At 47.1% G+C, this 16,816-nt stretch carries 13 protein-coding genes; 6 read left to right on the top strand and 7 right to left on the bottom strand.

The genetic code is table 11. From position 1 onward, the window contains the following. From ACLQ6D_RS08565 to ACLQ6D_RS08545, 5 genes are all read right to left on the bottom strand, one after another. Nucleotides 1-2,300: DEAD/DEAH box helicase (locus ACLQ6D_RS08565; RefSeq protein WP_411726866.1), on the bottom strand; the 2,300-nt coding region annotated here is incomplete at its 3' end. A gap of 13 nt (nucleotides 2,301-2,313) precedes the next feature. Further along, nucleotides 2,314-5,652 (bottom strand): STY4851/ECs_5259 family protein, encoded by a 3,339-nt coding sequence (locus tag ACLQ6D_RS08560; RefSeq protein ID WP_411726865.1) that lies wholly within the window; start codon nucleotides 5,650-5,652, stop codon nucleotides 2,314-2,316. An 18-nt stretch (nucleotides 5,653-5,670) separates the two neighbouring features. Continuing rightward, nucleotides 5,671-6,462: a prolipoprotein diacylglyceryl transferase gene (gene lgt, locus ACLQ6D_RS08555; protein WP_411726864.1), complete on the bottom strand. Its 792-nt coding sequence runs from the start codon at nucleotides 6,460-6,462 to the stop codon at nucleotides 5,671-5,673. 361 nt (nucleotides 6,463-6,823) lie between these two features. Beyond that, nucleotides 6,824-7,333, bottom strand: coding sequence for a tyrosine-type recombinase/integrase (locus ACLQ6D_RS08550; protein ID WP_411726863.1), 510 nt, complete (start codon nucleotides 7,331-7,333; stop codon nucleotides 6,824-6,826). After that, nucleotides 7,330-8,298, bottom strand: a complete 969-nt coding sequence (locus tag ACLQ6D_RS08545) for a site-specific integrase (protein WP_411726862.1) — start codon at nucleotides 8,296-8,298, stop codon at nucleotides 7,330-7,332. Before ACLQ6D_RS08545 ends, ACLQ6D_RS08550 begins: the two co-directional genes overlap by 4 nt. Nucleotides 8,299-9,249: 951 nt before the next feature. On the opposite strand from ACLQ6D_RS08545, the gene ACLQ6D_RS08540 reads away from it, so the two are divergent. Continuing rightward, the gene (locus ACLQ6D_RS08540) at nucleotides 9,250-9,483 is read left to right on the top strand and encodes a hypothetical protein (protein ID WP_411726861.1); all 234 of its coding nucleotides are present in this window, start codon (nucleotides 9,250-9,252) and stop codon (nucleotides 9,481-9,483) included. Between the two features lie 103 nt (nucleotides 9,484-9,586). Here ACLQ6D_RS08540 and lpxB read toward each other — a convergent pair whose 3' ends face one another. Continuing rightward, nucleotides 9,587-10,735, bottom strand: a complete 1,149-nt coding sequence (lpxB, locus tag ACLQ6D_RS08535) for a lipid-A-disaccharide synthase (RefSeq protein ID WP_411726860.1) — start codon at nucleotides 10,733-10,735, stop codon at nucleotides 9,587-9,589. A 326-nt stretch (nucleotides 10,736-11,061) separates the two neighbouring features. On the opposite strand from lpxB, the gene ACLQ6D_RS08530 reads away from it, so the two are divergent. The 5 genes from ACLQ6D_RS08530 (at nucleotide 11,062) to ACLQ6D_RS08510 (ending at nucleotide 16,516) form a co-directional block, all read left to right on the top strand. Continuing rightward, nucleotides 11,062-11,859, top strand: a complete 798-nt coding sequence (locus ACLQ6D_RS08530) for a formylglycine-generating enzyme family protein (protein WP_411726859.1) — start codon at nucleotides 11,062-11,064, stop codon at nucleotides 11,857-11,859. Between the two features lie 944 nt (nucleotides 11,860-12,803). After that, complete coding sequence (locus ACLQ6D_RS08525; RefSeq protein ID WP_411726858.1) at nucleotides 12,804-13,565, top strand: hypothetical protein; 762 nt, start codon at nucleotides 12,804-12,806, stop codon at nucleotides 13,563-13,565. Nucleotides 13,566-13,899: 334 nt separating this feature from the next. Continuing rightward, nucleotides 13,900-14,571: an RNA polymerase sigma factor gene (locus ACLQ6D_RS08520; protein WP_411726857.1), complete on the top strand. Its 672-nt coding sequence runs from the start codon at nucleotides 13,900-13,902 to the stop codon at nucleotides 14,569-14,571. Beyond that, on the top strand, nucleotides 14,571-15,269 hold the full coding sequence (locus ACLQ6D_RS08515) for a zf-HC2 domain-containing protein (RefSeq protein ID WP_411726856.1): 699 nt from the start codon (nucleotides 14,571-14,573) through the stop codon (nucleotides 15,267-15,269). Before ACLQ6D_RS08520 ends, ACLQ6D_RS08515 begins: the two co-directional genes overlap by 1 nt. Continuing rightward, nucleotides 15,266-16,516, top strand: coding sequence for a S8 family peptidase (locus ACLQ6D_RS08510; RefSeq protein ID WP_411726855.1), 1,251 nt, complete (start codon nucleotides 15,266-15,268; stop codon nucleotides 16,514-16,516). Before ACLQ6D_RS08515 ends, ACLQ6D_RS08510 begins: the two co-directional genes overlap by 4 nt. 97 nt (nucleotides 16,517-16,613) lie before the next feature. Here the strand turns inward: ACLQ6D_RS08510 and ACLQ6D_RS08505 are convergent. Next, a partial coding sequence (locus ACLQ6D_RS08505) for a hypothetical protein (protein ID WP_411726854.1) occupies nucleotides 16,614-16,816 on the bottom strand: 203 nt, incomplete at its 5' end.

The raw sequence follows: 16,816 nt of genomic DNA, 5'->3' as shown, positions 1-16,816 counted from the left end.
GGATTCAGGTCGCGGTAATAATCCAGCATCGGTTTTGAAATGTCGCTATTGGCTTGAAGCGCATTAATCGCTTCCTGCCAAGTTATGGGTTGAACTACGGCTGTGTGATCGATTTGTTGCTGTGTTTTCTCCGCGAAATTCAAAAAATCATCCGCTTCCGCCAAGCCCATTTTTTTAAATTTTTCCGCTTTGTCAAAATACTCATCGCGTTTTTTCTCCAGTTCGATGCGTTCTGCATCATTTACATTGCCCAATTGTTTAGCAGTCATTTCATAAACCAGCCCCCGCAAGCGGTTCCGCTCTGAATCCTGCTGGATTTTAACGGCAATCCGCGCCGTACCCTGACGACTGTCGGTAAAGGTAATCAGTCTGCGCCCACGCCCCGGGCTTTCCAAAGCATTTTTACCATCCTGACAAAACTCCAGTAGGGTTGGTACGGTATTGCTGACATAAAACGGCGTACCTAACAGGCAACGGCGAAAAACACCGCGTGTACCACGGTCAGGGATAAAACCACAATGCCCACAAGTTTCCTTATCATTGACGATGTGAATCGTAATGGCCTGATGCGTTTCACCGAGTTGCTTATTATCGAGTGACAAGGTAATAGAATGCGTCAGCTCTGCATCGGCTTTTACAGCCAGATTGACTAACTCACTCGGCGTTACTGTTTTATTGTCGGATTCTTGATCCTCTTCGGTATCCTCGTCGCCATCTGCTTCAATGTGTAGGCTAAATTCATCAATTGCCTGGCGCGGAATTTGAATTAGTTGCATTTGTGTCGTTTCATAGGCTTGTAAATGCGGGCTGTTGCAGTCATTACAAAAAACCAGTTCATACACCGGCGCGCCGCATTCGCAACGCTCGCGTTGTTGACTATAAACGTAGCCAAATGCCCAGTTGTCCGCTAAGAGCGTGTCTTTTTTGCGGCTACAGTTGGCATCTACACAGCACCATAAACCATTGGTCACTTGATGGAATAAATGCCCGCGTATTGGCAAAAACGGCTGCTTAGGCTTGTTATCCTTATCCGGTAATAGTGTCCCTGTACATAAATCCAGCCATGCCAGCGTTTTCTGGTGTCTGGTTTTCATGTCGGCAAGGTCATTAAACAATGTGTTACTTAACTGGGTTAAGGTTTTCGGGAGCGCGCCACGGGTCAGTTCTTCACGCATTTTGCGACTGACCGGATGGTCTTCTAATGCTCTGTAGCGTTGTTTCGATACAAGCTTATCGTCTTCAATGGCGAGCAAAGTTTCTATGGGCGTATTTTGCTTATAATCGCCTTTTCTTTTGTTGAGCGGCGGTACAACCCGCTTGCCACCGATAACGGTTACCTGCTCTTGCGAAATACCCGCCAAATCAGCCAAATAACGTTGTAATGAGGCATTATCCTTGTCGCCAATGGTCGCCGAGGTGGCGACAAAACGCACGTCTTCGGCGTTAACACCAAATCCGTGCAATACCCGCCGTAATAACAGCGACAGTTCCGCCGCTTGCGAACCGATGTAAGTATGCGCTTCATCCAGAACAATCCAGCGTAATTTACCTTGTGATTTTTGCAGAATCGGCGCGTCAACTTGACGGACCAACATGTATTCCAGCATCGTGGAGTTCGTCACTAACAGGGGCGGCGGTTCTTTACGTAACAAGGTTCTGGATAAAATTTCATTCGGCGTTTCCGCCTGCTTAAAACTTTTAACCTTTTTAGGCGTATTGCCGTTATACAAGCAAAACCGCACGCCATTACTGAAGGCGTGTGTCCATGCAAGCAATCGGTCACGCTGACTGTTAATTAAGGCATTGAGAGGATAAATAAACAGGGCTTGTACGCCAACCAGCGGTTGTTTTTGCCGCTCGTACTGACTTACCAGGTCATTGAGTACCGGCACCATGAAACACTCGGTTTTGCCTGATCCCGTACCGCTGGTGATGACAATGGACTGCGGCTTGCTTTCAGACAATTTTAGCCAGGCCTTGTATTGGTGTTGATAAGGATGCCAGTCTTTACGAAACGCGTAGTCTTTTAAATCAACAGGTGGCTTGTTCATCGCCTCAAACAAAGACCGCTCCAGCAAAGAACCGGCCAATCGCTCCATGCTGATATTCGCTTCTTCCCAGCCAAAAATGGCTTCAAAAACCGGATCGGCCAGAAAATTGTTGCTATCGCCTATCGGTTGATTAAATTGCTCTGATAAAAATTGCCGTAACGCGGGATCGCTGATGCCTAGAATACTTAAAGTGGCTTCGGCTGAGCGTTGCGATAACTGCCCGATAAGGGGCTGAAAATAACTGGACATTTGGGTTTAGTCCTTAATCTGCCGGTTGCTGTGAAAAATAGGCCACTGCAAAAAAGAACACGTCGTTAAGCCAAGCTTCATCAAAGTCTTTCAAGCGGTTCAATTTAAAAATAACGGATGCATTGCCTGCCCAGGTCTCAGTTATGTTTGAATTTGAACAAAATGCCGCTAAGAGCATTGGTAAAATAATCACTGAATGTTGATGTTCAGAAATATCCTTAAGATTGATCCCTAGTTGCTGAGATTTATCCATATCTCTCCAATGTGTAATAAGTTCTTTTTTTAAATCCTGTGGCCAGTTGTTATAGGATTGTCTTCTGATTAGTTCTTGTAGATATTGAGAAATTTGGTTCTTTACCAGATCAAAACCTAGATGAGGATGGGGTATGTTTAATAATCGACGCTCGAGTATTCGTGACACAATCTCCATAGACTTACATAGCTGGCTGATACGTTTGATGCGGGTTTCAAGAATAGTGAAGACATCGGTTTCATCACTCATCGCTTGTTTTAAATAATCGCTGTAATTTTTAAAAACCGCTAGCCAATCATTTAGTGGTATTAATTCCCAAAAAATCGGCAATTCTTCGCTAAACTTTCGGGTAAAACTTTCATCCATTTGCAGTACCATTGCAGCTAACAGTTTGGTATCCGTTACGGCTATTGACCAGACATCAAAGCTGGCTAGAGGCAAATGAGTGCATTGCTTCCACAAATGTTTTAAATAAGCCCATCCGCTATGATCAAAATCCGTACACATCCGTTCTAAAATTGTTTTGATGGCTTGGTTTTTGAGTTGTGTTGGACTTAACGAAACTGCGCTATGCAGCGTTGAAATATCACTCTCAGCTAACGATTCAGCCCCCAGTTCATAGCCGACGAACCATAAAATAGGCCGCAAAGATACCGAAGATTTTGCTGAAGGATAAATCAACCACGGACTTGCGACTCTTTTTTCAGGATAAAAAAACCAGCAACTGGTTACTGTTTGCCCTGAAGATTGTGCATCCAGTTTGTCATGTTCTTGCTCAGGTTGGGAGAGTCGCATAGCCATGAGTTGAATTTGTGCAAGGGTGTCATAAGGCAAACAGGCATGATCGTTAATGTTTAATGCCACGCAACCTAACGACAGATTTCTTTCCAAAGAAAATTGATAGCGAAAAATTTCTGTCCTCAATAGTTCAGAACCGTTTTCATACACGGCTAATGACACATAACTATCCAGGTTTGTGCTGATAGCCAGCAAGGTTTTAATCCAGTCCTGATAATCAATAATCGCCAGTTCTATGACCGCGCCCTTTTTCTCAACCTCATGACGAAAATACAAATCCCGTGTGTTATCCAAGGTGTCATCTTTAAGATTAAAATCGATTTGCAAATGGCGGTTGCGATCAGGCTGTTCATTAAATAGCCGCAGGCGAAATCCATGTAGCTGATCCTGAAATAACGGCTGTTTGGATGACTGTTTATAACCGTTTGCATCGATAATCTGACCGCCTCTTGCCGGAAAAGGAACGGTCAACGTCAGCATATCTGTCATACCCGGCCAGCATAGCGTTAACCGGACATGACTGGGCGGCGCATTATCGGCAACTAACTCAACTCGATGTCCGCCTCCGCCAGCCTCAGCTGTAATGCTATGTTTTACCGACGGCTCGCATGAAACTTTCGCATGCCCGGTATTATCCAGATAAATCGTGCCATCCAACGAATCCACCGAAGGTTTAAAGCGAACGGCAAACTGTTCAGGCAATAACGCACATTTTTTACGGAACTGGATGTTGCCCTGAGGATCGTGCAGGCGAATTTTATAAATGCCTTGTTGCACTTGCGTAAGAGGCTGCCAATCGCCTTTTGCGTTAACGGCTCTGGCGACTAACTTTGTAGCAGGGATTTTTGTCCTTTTTTCGGTTTCATTGTTGACACAAGTCAGAAACGGTAAACCTCGATAGGCTTCTTTAGGTGTACTGGCAAATTCAAGCGTTCGACCTTGTAAAGAATAACAATTTGCCGAATGTTCCTGTGCGGTTTTGATGATGAAAGAACTGTTTTCATGATCTGTTAATTGAATAATACCGCTCGCTTCGAGCTGTTTTTTATTGGCAACCGGCGCCATTTCCCGAATGTCATTATTTTCAAGATAAACCAGATACGCCGGATAAAGAATTCTGACCTGTTTTGCGCGGGTACTGACACTGGCAATGCCTTCCAATACCCAGTCGTCATTTTGTTGTGCAAATATCCAGGGTACTTCGTTTTCCAGCTCTTCACCGCCAGTTAACGGTATTTCACAAATAAGCGTCGATAAATGCTTAAAGCGAATCGCATAACCGTGTGCCGCTTGATCGCCTTTAATGGCTCCAGGGGGGCGCGGCATTTTTAAAGACGATTTTTGTTGATAAGTAGTTTTCAGCGCCACACCTAACGAACGTATTACCCCTTCACTGCTGACTAATTCAACGTCCAGCCTTGAAGGTATCGTCTCAGGCAGATTGAGTTTTTCCAGAGCAATAAAACCTGCAAACTCAAGCTGTAATTGTAAGGAACCGTCATCACGCACACACCGGATGCCCAGAAATGGCAGATTCATCGCTGCGTCATCGGCTTTTGCCGCCGTGATAATCATATCGGAAAGCAGTTTTTGCCCGACTTCTGTTTCTATCGGTAAGGGGAACCGCTCACGCCATGAGGGTGCCTGTTGGTCTAAATAACTGACGGGTTTGCTGCGTTCATGCAAGCGGTATTGTTGTTTAAGCTCGACTACAGCCTGTACCATGTCGCCTAAAATCGCACGGATTTCGGGATTTTGATAGGTTTTGGGAATGTAGTCGCATTCACCGATAAGTGTGTCGGCGTGTATCCCGGTATTTTGCAAACGCGTGTATTTGGGAATCACCTGCTTGAATACTTTACCCAACCAGCCGCTGGACTTATTGAGTTGGTTAAGCGGCAATCCCCCTTCAATGGCTATTGAACCCAGATAACGGGAACTGCCGTTAATAATCCGCACCTCGCGTCGCCAATAACGCAAACCTGATTCAACAAGCAGATTACGGCGCGTTGGTGTTAATGCTTTGGCATCGGCTCCGAACGAAGAAAACACCTTTCCCCAGGACCACGAACTGCCGTCATAGTCCCGCCGCCACCATTCTGCCGCATAAATGACAAAAGCGTCATTCCAGCCAGTTACTTCCGTAATGTTGGCAACTCCGAATAACGCGCTGGTTTTTAAAGCGGATTTTAAAGCTTCAAATTCGCTGTCGCCCAGGCGATAACGGTAGAGCGGCCTTCCATCCGGTGAGGCAATGTGCCTGGATGCAAGAAATTGCTTGAGCCAGTCTTTTGGTAGCATAAAGTATCCCTTATCGGTTTATTTGTTCGGAATACTTTTATTATAGGCAAAATAAAATAATGCAGACCCGATGATGATCATCGGCGTTGACAGTATCTGCCCCATGGTTACCCAATCCAATGCGAGATAGCCGAGGTGCGCGTCGGGCATTCGGAAGAATTCGACAAAAAACCGGAAGCAGCCGTAGATGAACAACGCCAAACCGGTTGCGCCCATCGTCGGCCTGGGCTTGCTGGTGTACACCCAAAGGATTACAAACAACACCGCGCCTTCCAAAAAAGCCTCGTAGAGCTGTGAAGGATGGCGGGCAAGCGGGCCGCCGTTAGGGAACACCATCGCCCACGGCACATCGGTAGGCCGTCCCCAAAGTTCAGAATTGACAAAATTGCCGATACGGCCAGCGCCTAAGCCGATAGGTGCCAGCGGCGCGATAATGTCGGTCAGTTGCAGCATGGTGCAACCCTGTTTTTTGCCGAATATCCACATGGCAATAAAAACACCTAACATGCCGCCGTGAAAGGACATGCCGCCCTGCCATATCTTGAACAGGATAAGGGGATTGCTGAGGAATTCATTAAAATTATAAAACAGGATGTAACCAATCCTGCCGCCCAAAATAACGCCCATAGCGCCATAGGTCACCAAGTCTTCTATCGCTTCCGGCTTGATCGGCGACCACGGTTGTGCAGCCCGTTTTTGCCCCAACACCCACACCCCCGCAAAACCAACCAGATACATCAAGCCGTACCAGTGGATTTTTAAAGGGCCGATGGCAATCAGTACAGGGTCAATTTGCGGATAGGTCAGCATAAGTAGTTTCGAGAATAAATTAGCATTTATTATAACTTAACTTGTGATAGTGGGTCAGTGTTGGGCGGATTAGACGCGCCCAGAGGGCAAACAAAGCGGGTAGGCCGTATGTTTGCGCGGCTAATCCGCCCTACATTTAATCCGTCTTACGGCCTTGAATTAACAATGCCGTCTTGAAACCCAACAGACGTTATATCAATCCGAGAGTAACACTAGAGAAGCTAATCCTTTGAGCAATCTGGTTGCGCTGTACAAAACATTGGGCGGCGATGGCAAGCAGAATCACGGGTGAGCGATGCAAGCCTGAAAGTTCAAAAGTTTTGAATAGCTGTGTACGGCCATTGCAGACGATCAGCTCGTTTCACTCTGAATCAAAATCAAGCGGACTCTTGGCCTGCTTTATCGTGATGCTTTGCACGGTATGGGTATAAATCATCGTCGTCCTTAAATCACTGTGGCCCAACAATTCCTGAATCGTGCGAATATCGTAGTTCGCCTGCAATAAATGACTGGCAAAGGAATGCCTGAAGGTATGTGCCGAAGCCCGTTTAGTTATTTTGGCGTCATTCACTGCTTTTTTGATCGCTTTTTGCACGACTGATTCATGAATATGATAACGCCTGTATTCCTGCGCTTCGGGCAACAAAGTTAGCGATAGGGCCGGAAATAACCATTGCCAGATAAACTCTTTAGCAGCGTTCTTATATTTACGATCCAATTGATCCGGCAAAAAAGTACCGGCAAATTTAGCTTTCAGGTCGGCCTCATGTACAGCGATTACTTTCTGCAATTGCTGTTTTAAGGCGGGAACAATAGTTTGCGGTATTGGTACCGTCCGGTCTTTTTTACCTTTGCCGTCGTGGATCGTCAAAATCCCCGCATCGTAGTGAAGTTATGCACCCGAAGATTCAAGCATTCAAAAAGCCGCAAGACGCAACCGTATAAAACCTTGGCAACCAAGTTCACCGGGTCGCCTAAATGATCAAAAATCAAATCGATCTCTTCACGCGACAACACCACTGGTATGTAAGGCCTACGTTTCGCTCTTGCTACGCCTTTGATCTCACCAAACTCCTTTTTAAGCACCTGTTTGAACAAAAACAACAAAGCATTGAACGCCTGATTCTGGGTGGATGCAGAGACCTGTTGCTTAACCGCCAGAAAACTTAAAAAATCGACCACATCCTGTTGCGATAACAAGCTGTAATCTTTACTTTTGGTAAAGCCTTGAAACTGACGCGTCCACCCTCGATAAGCTTTTAGCGTCTTTGGCGAATAATGCCGGATTTTGATTTCACTCAGCAACCGGTCGAACACAAAAACCCAACTGGCTCCGGTTTTTTCTGGAGCAGCATGAGTTGAGTCAGTAAGATCTTCTACATATTTAGCAACATCATCACCGGACGTCGGGTTGATAGCGGTTAGCGGGTTGCCGTGCCCGGTTTGTTGGGGCAAAGGCTGGTTTGATGTGGTCATGATTCGATCCTTATTGGCCGAAACAACACCGATAATTTTCTCCGGATTGGCGGGATTGTGGTTAGCAGCCTGCATGGCATGGAACAAGGAAACGGCTTGATGCGCTTCTTGTTGCTGTTGTTCCGATTGCTGTTTATCCTGTAATTTTTTTAAAAACAACGGCAAACTATTGGCATAAAGTGGATTGTGCTGATACTTCTGGCAAAAATCCCAATAATAGCGCAGCCATTGGGTGTAAATGAATCGGGCGTTATTAGGAAGCGCCTTATCTCTCAGTACTTGATCAAAGCGTTCTAGTATTATTGATGGTAGGGCAATCACCGATGTTATCCAGAAACTGTTTTTTATGTCTATTTGCATGTTATCCCGTTTAGAAAACTTAGTCTTGAAAGCTATTATTGTCAATTAAGATTGAAAAGAGTATAAGATAGCCAGACTTGGATAATCACTTGTTATGACGCTGTATTTCAAGATTGAGATCCCATCCTACCGAAAGTGTGAATTTCACGGAGGACTACAATATGGCATACCGAGAACCGCCTCAGCCCGTTAGGCCGCACGAATTCCAGTTGGTCGTCCGAACATTTATTCCGTTCCCCACCTACTTGGGATTCATGGGTGACAATCGAACCTTTTCCACATCTCCGTCCGCTACCTATCGTACTGGGATGTTCGTGGTTTTCGACTTACTATAATGGTAAGATCACGACACCACTAAGTGGAAATAGCACCGGAACCCGCCGGAATGTTTCCGATGCGCCCTACATTGCCAAGGTTGGCGTTCGCCTAGAAAGCTTCCAAGGAGACAAAGGCAGAGTTCTGTTGAAGGCACACATGCACGGGAGCGGTCCATACCCCGTGGTGGAATGGGTATCACCGAATATCGATACGGACATATCCTTCACAGCGCATCTATAAAGACGGAAATCTTTTTGTTGCTGGCAAGGCCATTGGCGATGCTTTTCCAAGTACTGAGGTATTCATCCGTGATAATCGAAAGCAATCGTATGAACTTCTCAACTTCAAGACTCCGTACGGTATTTCCGGCTCCGTGCGTCTCGTGGGTGTGGGAACACGCACTCTGGGAAGCTTCAAACAGGGAATCATGTTAGACACAACCGGCTGTTTCATCGGAAGCGTACCATGGCATTCGTAGTATTGCATGCCGAGCAGCATAGTCTGCGTCATAACGAAGCGATGAACCCGCCGGAATATGCCCGGCTAAATAGCGTCCACGGAAACAACGTTCTCTCCGCCGGGCATATTCCGGCGAGTTATCGCAAGCGTTAGGCAGTAAGGTTAATCGTACAAATGACAATATCTAAATTACCTCAATTCACACCAAAAGCTGCGGAATTTTGGGCAACAATCCCCACTGAAATAAAACCCCAATTACTCGCCAACGTGTTTTGTTCTCACTGCTGTGGTGTTGTAAAAATCACCGACTTCAAAGGCACCGTTAAAAACGGAGACCTTGTGCTTAATGGTAGTTGTGCCGTATGTGGTAATGAAGTAGCTCGCTTCATTGAAGGTTCTGGCTCATGAGCTATTTACTGCCTAACCCATCCATCAAGCGGGACGCGCTAAAGTGTGCCCCTTATGTCAAACGTTGAAGCCTTTCATTGTTAGATTTGCTTGCAACTTACTTTTACGCATTTAGCATCTCCAAAGCCAGCAAAGCCATATTTTTTGAACCGCCGCCTTCACCGAGTTGTTGTTTTACCTGGAGCAGGTCTTGACGGATTTGTTCTGCGTAAGGCTTATCTTTCAGTATCTTGCTTATTTCTGCTGCCATATTTTCAGCGCTGGCCTCATGCTGGATCAGCTCCTTAACGGCAAGTTTGCCCAGCATAATATTGGGCAACCCAATATAAGGTGTCTTTACCAGCCACCTCCCCAGCCAATACGTCAGGGGGGATAATTTGTAGGCAATGACCATAGGAACGCCTAATAGCGCAATCTCCAGGCTTGCAGTGCCTGATGTGGTCATGATGGCGTCGCAGCATTGTATGGCATCGTAGGGCTTATGTTTGATGACCGTAATCATTAACCGTGCAGCCCTTAAATGGTCGGCTAACAGCGTATCGGGGATTGAATCGGCTTGCGGCAATAAGAAATGGATACCAGGAAACTTGTTTTGGAGTTGATGGGCAGCGTCTAACATCACGGGCAACATGCGTTCTATTTCATTCCTGCGACTACCGGGTAAAATCCCAACGACGGGTTTTGTGTTTTCAAACCCAAAAATCTGTAAATCATCCTCTTTACTGCGTTGAGGATAGACTTTATCCACAGAAGGATGCCCCACATAACGGACCGGCACTCGTTCAGCTTCGTAATAGGCGACTTCAAAAGGAAAGATCACCGCCATCATGTCGATGACTGCGCCATATTCCTTTGCCCGGCCCGGACGCCACGCCCAAACCTGCGGGCTGACATAAAACAACACCTTGATGCCGTTCTGCTTGGCAAAACGAGCCAATTTGAAGTTGAACTCTTTATAATCGACGCAGACCAGCAAATCAGGCCGTTCTGCCAGCAACAGCCGCTGCATGGATTTTAATGCACGGAGGATTTCGCCATAATGTTTGATGACCTCAACCACACCGATCACCGCGATAGCGGATGAATCGTAACGGATGTCGATTCCCGCCAACTCCATTTTTGCGCCGCCCATGCCGATGCCCTTGATGTCAGATTGACGTTTTTTTAGCTCCAAAAACATGTTGGCGGCATGTTGGTCGCCGGACGATTCGCCTGCGCTAAAAAAAATTTTAAAAGGCTTAGGTGGGTTCATGTGAGCGTGAAAGCTATTCGTCAGTGTCGTGGACTTGACCCAGCTAGCCTGTCGCTGTTTCCTTGAAAAGTTGATCGGTGGTTAATGTCTAACGGATTGACAAAAACAATTTTCTCACAAACCGTCAACTCTTTGAAAGGCGGATATGAGTAGGAGGTTAAGCTTTGCATATTACAATACGCTCAATTATACAAAAAGTGGACAGTCTTATAAAAAAAGGTAGAGAATTAAGCGTCTCCAAAAATAGTCAAATCTTAAATGTGTCGCCGCAAATTTCGCATTGACATACAACACCACTTCTACATAGATCGATAAGGAGAAACCTGATGAGAACCCAACATAACCAAATAAAAACCTTAAACCTGATCTTTATTACGCTTTTCTTGACCATTTTTTACATGCAATCCGCAGATGCAATAGACAGTAAAACTTTTAACGGAATGAAGTTTATATTCATTGAATCCGGCTGTTTTCAGATGGGCAATGATGAAACTCCAACCGACAGGACTATTGGCGAAACACCCAGCCATCGTGTGTGCATAGAAAAACCTTTCTACATGGGCGAAACCGAGGTGACACAAAAACAATGGGAAGATGTCATGGGCAATAACCCCAGCAAGACCAAAGTCGCAGACAAACCGGTGGACAGGGTAAGCTGGAATGACATCCAGGAATTTATCCAGCGGCTGAATGCCAAAGACGGCGGCAACCACTTCCGGCTGCCAACCGAAGCCGAATGGGAGTATACGGCAAGAGCGGGCAGCGATTCCGATTATTGTTATGGCGATAACCCAAGCTCCCTGGCAGGGTATGCCTGGTTTGGCAATCTGGGCTACAAGGGCAGTACTCATGAAGTGGCCCAGAAACAACCCAACGACTGGGGCTTATATGACATGCACGGCAATGTCTGGGAATGGGTGCAAGACTGGTATAGCCCAAGCTATTACAGTGACAGCCCGGCAAACAATCCTTTAGGGCCGGAAACTGGGAAATATCGCGTCTATCGTGGCGGCAGTTTTATTGGCAAAGCCACCAACCTGCGTTCAGCCGTTCGTTTTAGCGCTTTGCCGGTGACCCGTACGCATGATTTAGGTTTTCGCCTAGTTAGGGGAAACGCTGATTAAATCAACGCAGCAAGAGATGATATTGCCATCAATCAAAGCATCCGGCTCAATGGCGCGACATCCCTATTCTACGATCACTGCCTGAAGGTTTTAGAGTGTAGGGCGGTTTCGCGATAGCAAACCGCCATGACAACATAACGCACCCTGTATGATCAATATCGCTAGATATAATAGATTTTCTGAAAAACTCCGAAAGAAGTTTTGTTGCTGAGGCTTCGTTTTGGAGCGCGAATCTCCCTACCATTTACACGCCGTACGGGATGTTATTACAGTGCCGAAAAGTTTAATTGAGATACCCAAAAAATCTGGTTGCAGGGGAATATCAGCTTTTTACTGTTAAGAAATATCTGATTAAGTTTTTCGGCCAGATCATGACGAACGGTAACTTGTTGATTGAGTTATCCATGAGCTTGTTGAACTTTGAACGAAATCAACATGTTCAAAGATTCCTCAAGTAAATATATTTCCATAATTAGGATAAAGCTCTCATAAGTGAGTTTTCAAGCCAAGTTGTGCGAATTACCCCCAGGGTGTCTATTTTGGGGGAATTCTCAAGCTCGGAACCAATCCTCGGCTCATCCAAGAAATCCCCCCTATACAGATTGAACCGCCTCCAGTTCGGCCAAACTGCGCGAATTGTATCGATCAATTTCTCCCTGCATTATTCGTTTTTCTTTACGGTTCAAGCGGAAGCATTTTGGCTTGGGATGATTCCATGAGTAACATCACCATTTTTCCAGGTGCAGTGCATCTATCAAACATCCTCGAAATCCTGTAAGTGTTTTTATTCATAACGCAAATAATGTACCCAAAATAAAGTTAAAAATTATTTGAACCTTTCATGCGTATCCGGGAAATAACCATACGAGGGCAAGTAAAAACCGTTGCTTATCAAATCCCGGTAATTTCGCCGGACATTACACATTCTTTTACGAGGTACTATCATGTCAGTCAAACAAATTTTTATAAGCTTATCTTTCGGCTTGGTGCTAATCAGTACTGCCAGCACCGCCGATCCCGTCGTCTATAAAGCCCACGGAGCAACTCCCGCCGATATTCAAACGGCTGTTGACCAGTTTCGTGCCGCACTGGGCGAGCCTGTCAACGGCGCAACACCGGGATCACAGATCAACGGTCGCAGGGAGATTAACTGGGACGGCGTACCGGACAGCGTCTCTGCCCCCAACAAGCTGCCTTTTGATTTTTTCAACAAAAACTCGCCAAGAGGTGCGAAATTTTTCGGTATCGGCAGAGGTACTCAGGTGAGCGGAAATCTAGGCGTCGCGCCGGTCAGGTTTGACAATATCAAAGCAGGTTATTCAGATATTTTTCAAACTTTTAGTGCCCAGCGGCTGTTTACCGCGCTAGACAATAACTTTTTGGAAGTCCGTTTTTTCGTACCGGGCGATGCGTTGAAAAGAGCTTATGTCAGCGGTTTTGGTTCCGTTTTTACAGATGTTGACAAGAAGGGGCTGACGACCATCGAATACATCAGTAAAACCGGTGTAGTCCTCTATAGAGGTGTCGTACCCACTTCGCCTTCTGGTGGCTTATCGTTTCTGGGCGTATATTTCAAAGCCGGTGAGCAGGTTGCCAAGGTGCGCATTACTAACGGCAATGCAGCTCTCCACCCTTTAAACAGCGATAATTCTCGGCAGGATCTCGTTACCATGGACGATTTTATTTATGGGGAACCGCAGTTTTAATGTAGGGTATTGAATTTCTTAATCTACTGGGCGGTACAGATGGATCTGTGCCGCCTGCTTTTCCGGCAAACATCGGCAACTTATACTCTATACAGATAAATTTTTGTCTTTTTACAGAGTATCTACGGCGACTACCTTTGGCCAAAGAGGACAAAATTTTTCTGGGCAACTATAGCTTCGCGCGGATTATAACAGGGCTGCTTATCGCAGTTCATGCAAATTATTTCCTCACTCCATAAACTTTTTGCCGGATACCGGGAAATAACGCACAAAGATTTATCGTTTTGTTTTAGGTAGAATAAACGGACTTGATTTTTCCGTGCTGGGAGCGGCGATGATTCGTATTACCGGACAAACGAAAGATTTTAATGGTGCGGCTACCGGCGGCGAAGACAATGAAGCGTTGCTGATGCGCCGTATCGCTGACAAGGATCGTAAGGCATTTGAACGCTTGTACTACGACTATACTCCACGTATCGGAAATTTTTTGATGAAAATGCTAAAAAAACCGGAACTGGTCGATGAAGCCGTCAACGAAGCCATGCTGACCGCCTGGCAAAGCGCCGAGGGCTTCGACCCTGCCCAAGGCAAGCTGTCAACCTGGTTGTTTGGCATTGCCCACAACAAGGCGCTTAAACTGCTGGAACGGCAACGGCGGCATAGGCTTGAGCAAGCTTTGGAACCCGAGGAATCGGGACTTGGCGAAAACGACTGGGATGAAGTAGCCGCAGTTTCAGGACAAGTCGATCCAAACAATCCCGAGCGTACCGTATTGGGCTGGGAACTGGGCGACATCCTGGTGTGGGCATTGGAGCAACTGTCACCCGAGCACCGAGCCGTACTGGAACTGGCGTTTACCGAACATAACTCTTACCAGGATATCGCCGCCATTACCGGCTGTCCTGTCAATACGGTTAAGACACGCATGTTTCATGCCCGCAAAAAACTGGCCGGACTGCTTGCAAAGCGCGGCTATTCCGTTAACGGTTTTGAGGAGATCGGCTGATGAACAAACCCAATAATGCCGGACACGATTTCGTAGTCGAATTGTTGCCGTGGTATGCAAAAGGCACATTGAACCCTGCCGAGCAAGCGCGTGTGGCTCAGCACCTTCCCTCTTGCTCCGAATGCCGGCGACAACTCGCACAATGTCGGCAACTCGATGACGTATTCAAAGGCAACAGCGATGTATTGGCCTGGCGGCCTTCGCCTACCCAGTTCTCGCGTATTTTGCAAGACATTGATGTTCTGGAAAGCACAACCCACACAAGAGCATCGCCCGTCAGGATGCCGGGCTTGTTTGCTAACTTATCAGCTTGGCTGAAAGCAACCCCAAGCCCGGCATACTGGTTCATGGCCTTGGAAACAGTGGTCTTAGTGGCTTTAGTCTTGCTGGTGGTGGCGCAGCCCCCGCAGCAGCCGGAAGCACAACTGTTTCAGACGCTCTCCAATGAACGTCCGCCTGCTACGGCAACCCTTCCGCGTCTGTCCATCGTATTTGCTGAAGACATCACCGAACGGGAAATCCGCGCACTACTGCAAACACAGCACGGACAACTGGTACAAGGCCCGTCAATACTGGGTGTTTACACGGTGCAACTGACAGCGGGCGGAGCGCATGAATTGCAACAAACCATAACTGCGTTGCGCGGCAACTCTAAAGTCAAACTGGTGGAAGCCATTGCCGGAGCGGATCGGCAATGAAGCAGATTCGCCATTGCAGATTTTGCCTGGGAGCATTAGCCTGGCTGCTGTCAGTCTCCGGCTGCAGCAATCTGCCGTCACTATTAAACGAAGTGGTCGGCATCCCCAAGCAATTTCAGTCCCGCCAGATCATCGTCACGCTCTCCGAGGATATACGCAGCCAATGGGAAGCCATAAACCGGGAAATTCTCGACAAGTTTGATATACAAGCCGTAGGCGAGTTTCCGCTGAGTTCCATACGGGTCAACTGCTTGGTTTACCGGGTCTCAGAAACGGTAGACGTGGACGAAATTATGCGACGCCTAGGTGCCGACAACCGTATAGAATTAGTGCAATCCAACCAGGTTTTTGCCGGATTGCAGACAACCGGCAGCAAGTCATATAGGGCCTTATCTTATGGGCCCAAAATGATCCGCGCCGATTTAGTGCGCTCCACGGTGACCGGCAAGGGCGTGACCGTCGCCGTGATTGATACCGGAGCCGACAAGGAACATCCCGACCTGAAAGGCCGCGTGGCTGCCATCCATAATTTTGTCGAAGGCGGCGACATCTCTTTTGCAGAAGACAGGCACGGCACCGCCGTCGCCGGGGTCATTGCCGCCCGCGCCGACGACGGCATTGGCATCGATGGTATCGCCCCCGATGCCAGGCTTGACATCTACAAAGCCTGCTGGTACGCCGATCAAGGCAACGACAAGGCTTTATGCAGCAGTTGGACGCTGGCCAAAGCACTCGATGCGGCCATCACAACGGGCAACCGAATTATCAATCTCAGTCTTGGCGGACCTGACGATGCCCTGCTCAACAAGCTGTTAGTCACCGCCGATCAGCATCATATCGTGCTGGTTGCCGCAGCTTTGGAAAACGGTTCCGAACCCGGTTTCCCGGCATCTTTGGATTTTGTCATCCCGGTCATTTCCGCAAGCCACAAAGGCGATACCGCCCATCCGCATTGGCTGACAAAACAAGAGGCCGTAGCCGCGCCGGGCCTTGAGATTCTGACTACCGCACCACACGATAGCTACGACTTCCTGTCCGGCAGTTCGCTGGCGGCGGCCCATGTCAGCGGTGTCGTCGCCCTGCTGTTACAACATCATCCAGGACTTGAACCCACCGCAGTCAAGTCCGTACTGAAACAAACAGGCCAGCCGAATGCCGCCAATCAAGCGGAAAGCAACCGATCTTTGGTATTGGTTGATGCTTGCCGCGCCTTAGCTGCTCTTGGCGCGGCGGTTGCTTGTCCTTAAACTCCGTTCAATAGCTTCAATATATCTATAATTTGGACTCCAAAAAATCTGGTTACTAAGGAGCACTACAAAATTAAAAGTGCCAAGGTTTTGTTTTTCATTCAGGGCCAAGATACTTGCGATAGGCTTCATAGCACATGAACCACAACCAGTAGACAGTTATTCGTCCCCAAAAATCAACAAAAACAATCATATCTGGTGTGTTACTGATTTTATCGTAATAAGCCAAAAGCAGAAATAAGGGAATATTTATGGCAAGGCGGATGGATTCAACTCCGAAGTGCAAAACCGATGAACCAT

This window comes from Methyloglobulus sp., assembly GCF_046714055.1.
Classification (GTDB): Bacteria; Pseudomonadota; Gammaproteobacteria; order Methylococcales; family Methylomonadaceae; genus Methyloglobulus.
Note: the sequence above shows the minus strand (reverse complement) of the source record. Positions and strands in the feature narration are given on the sequence as shown.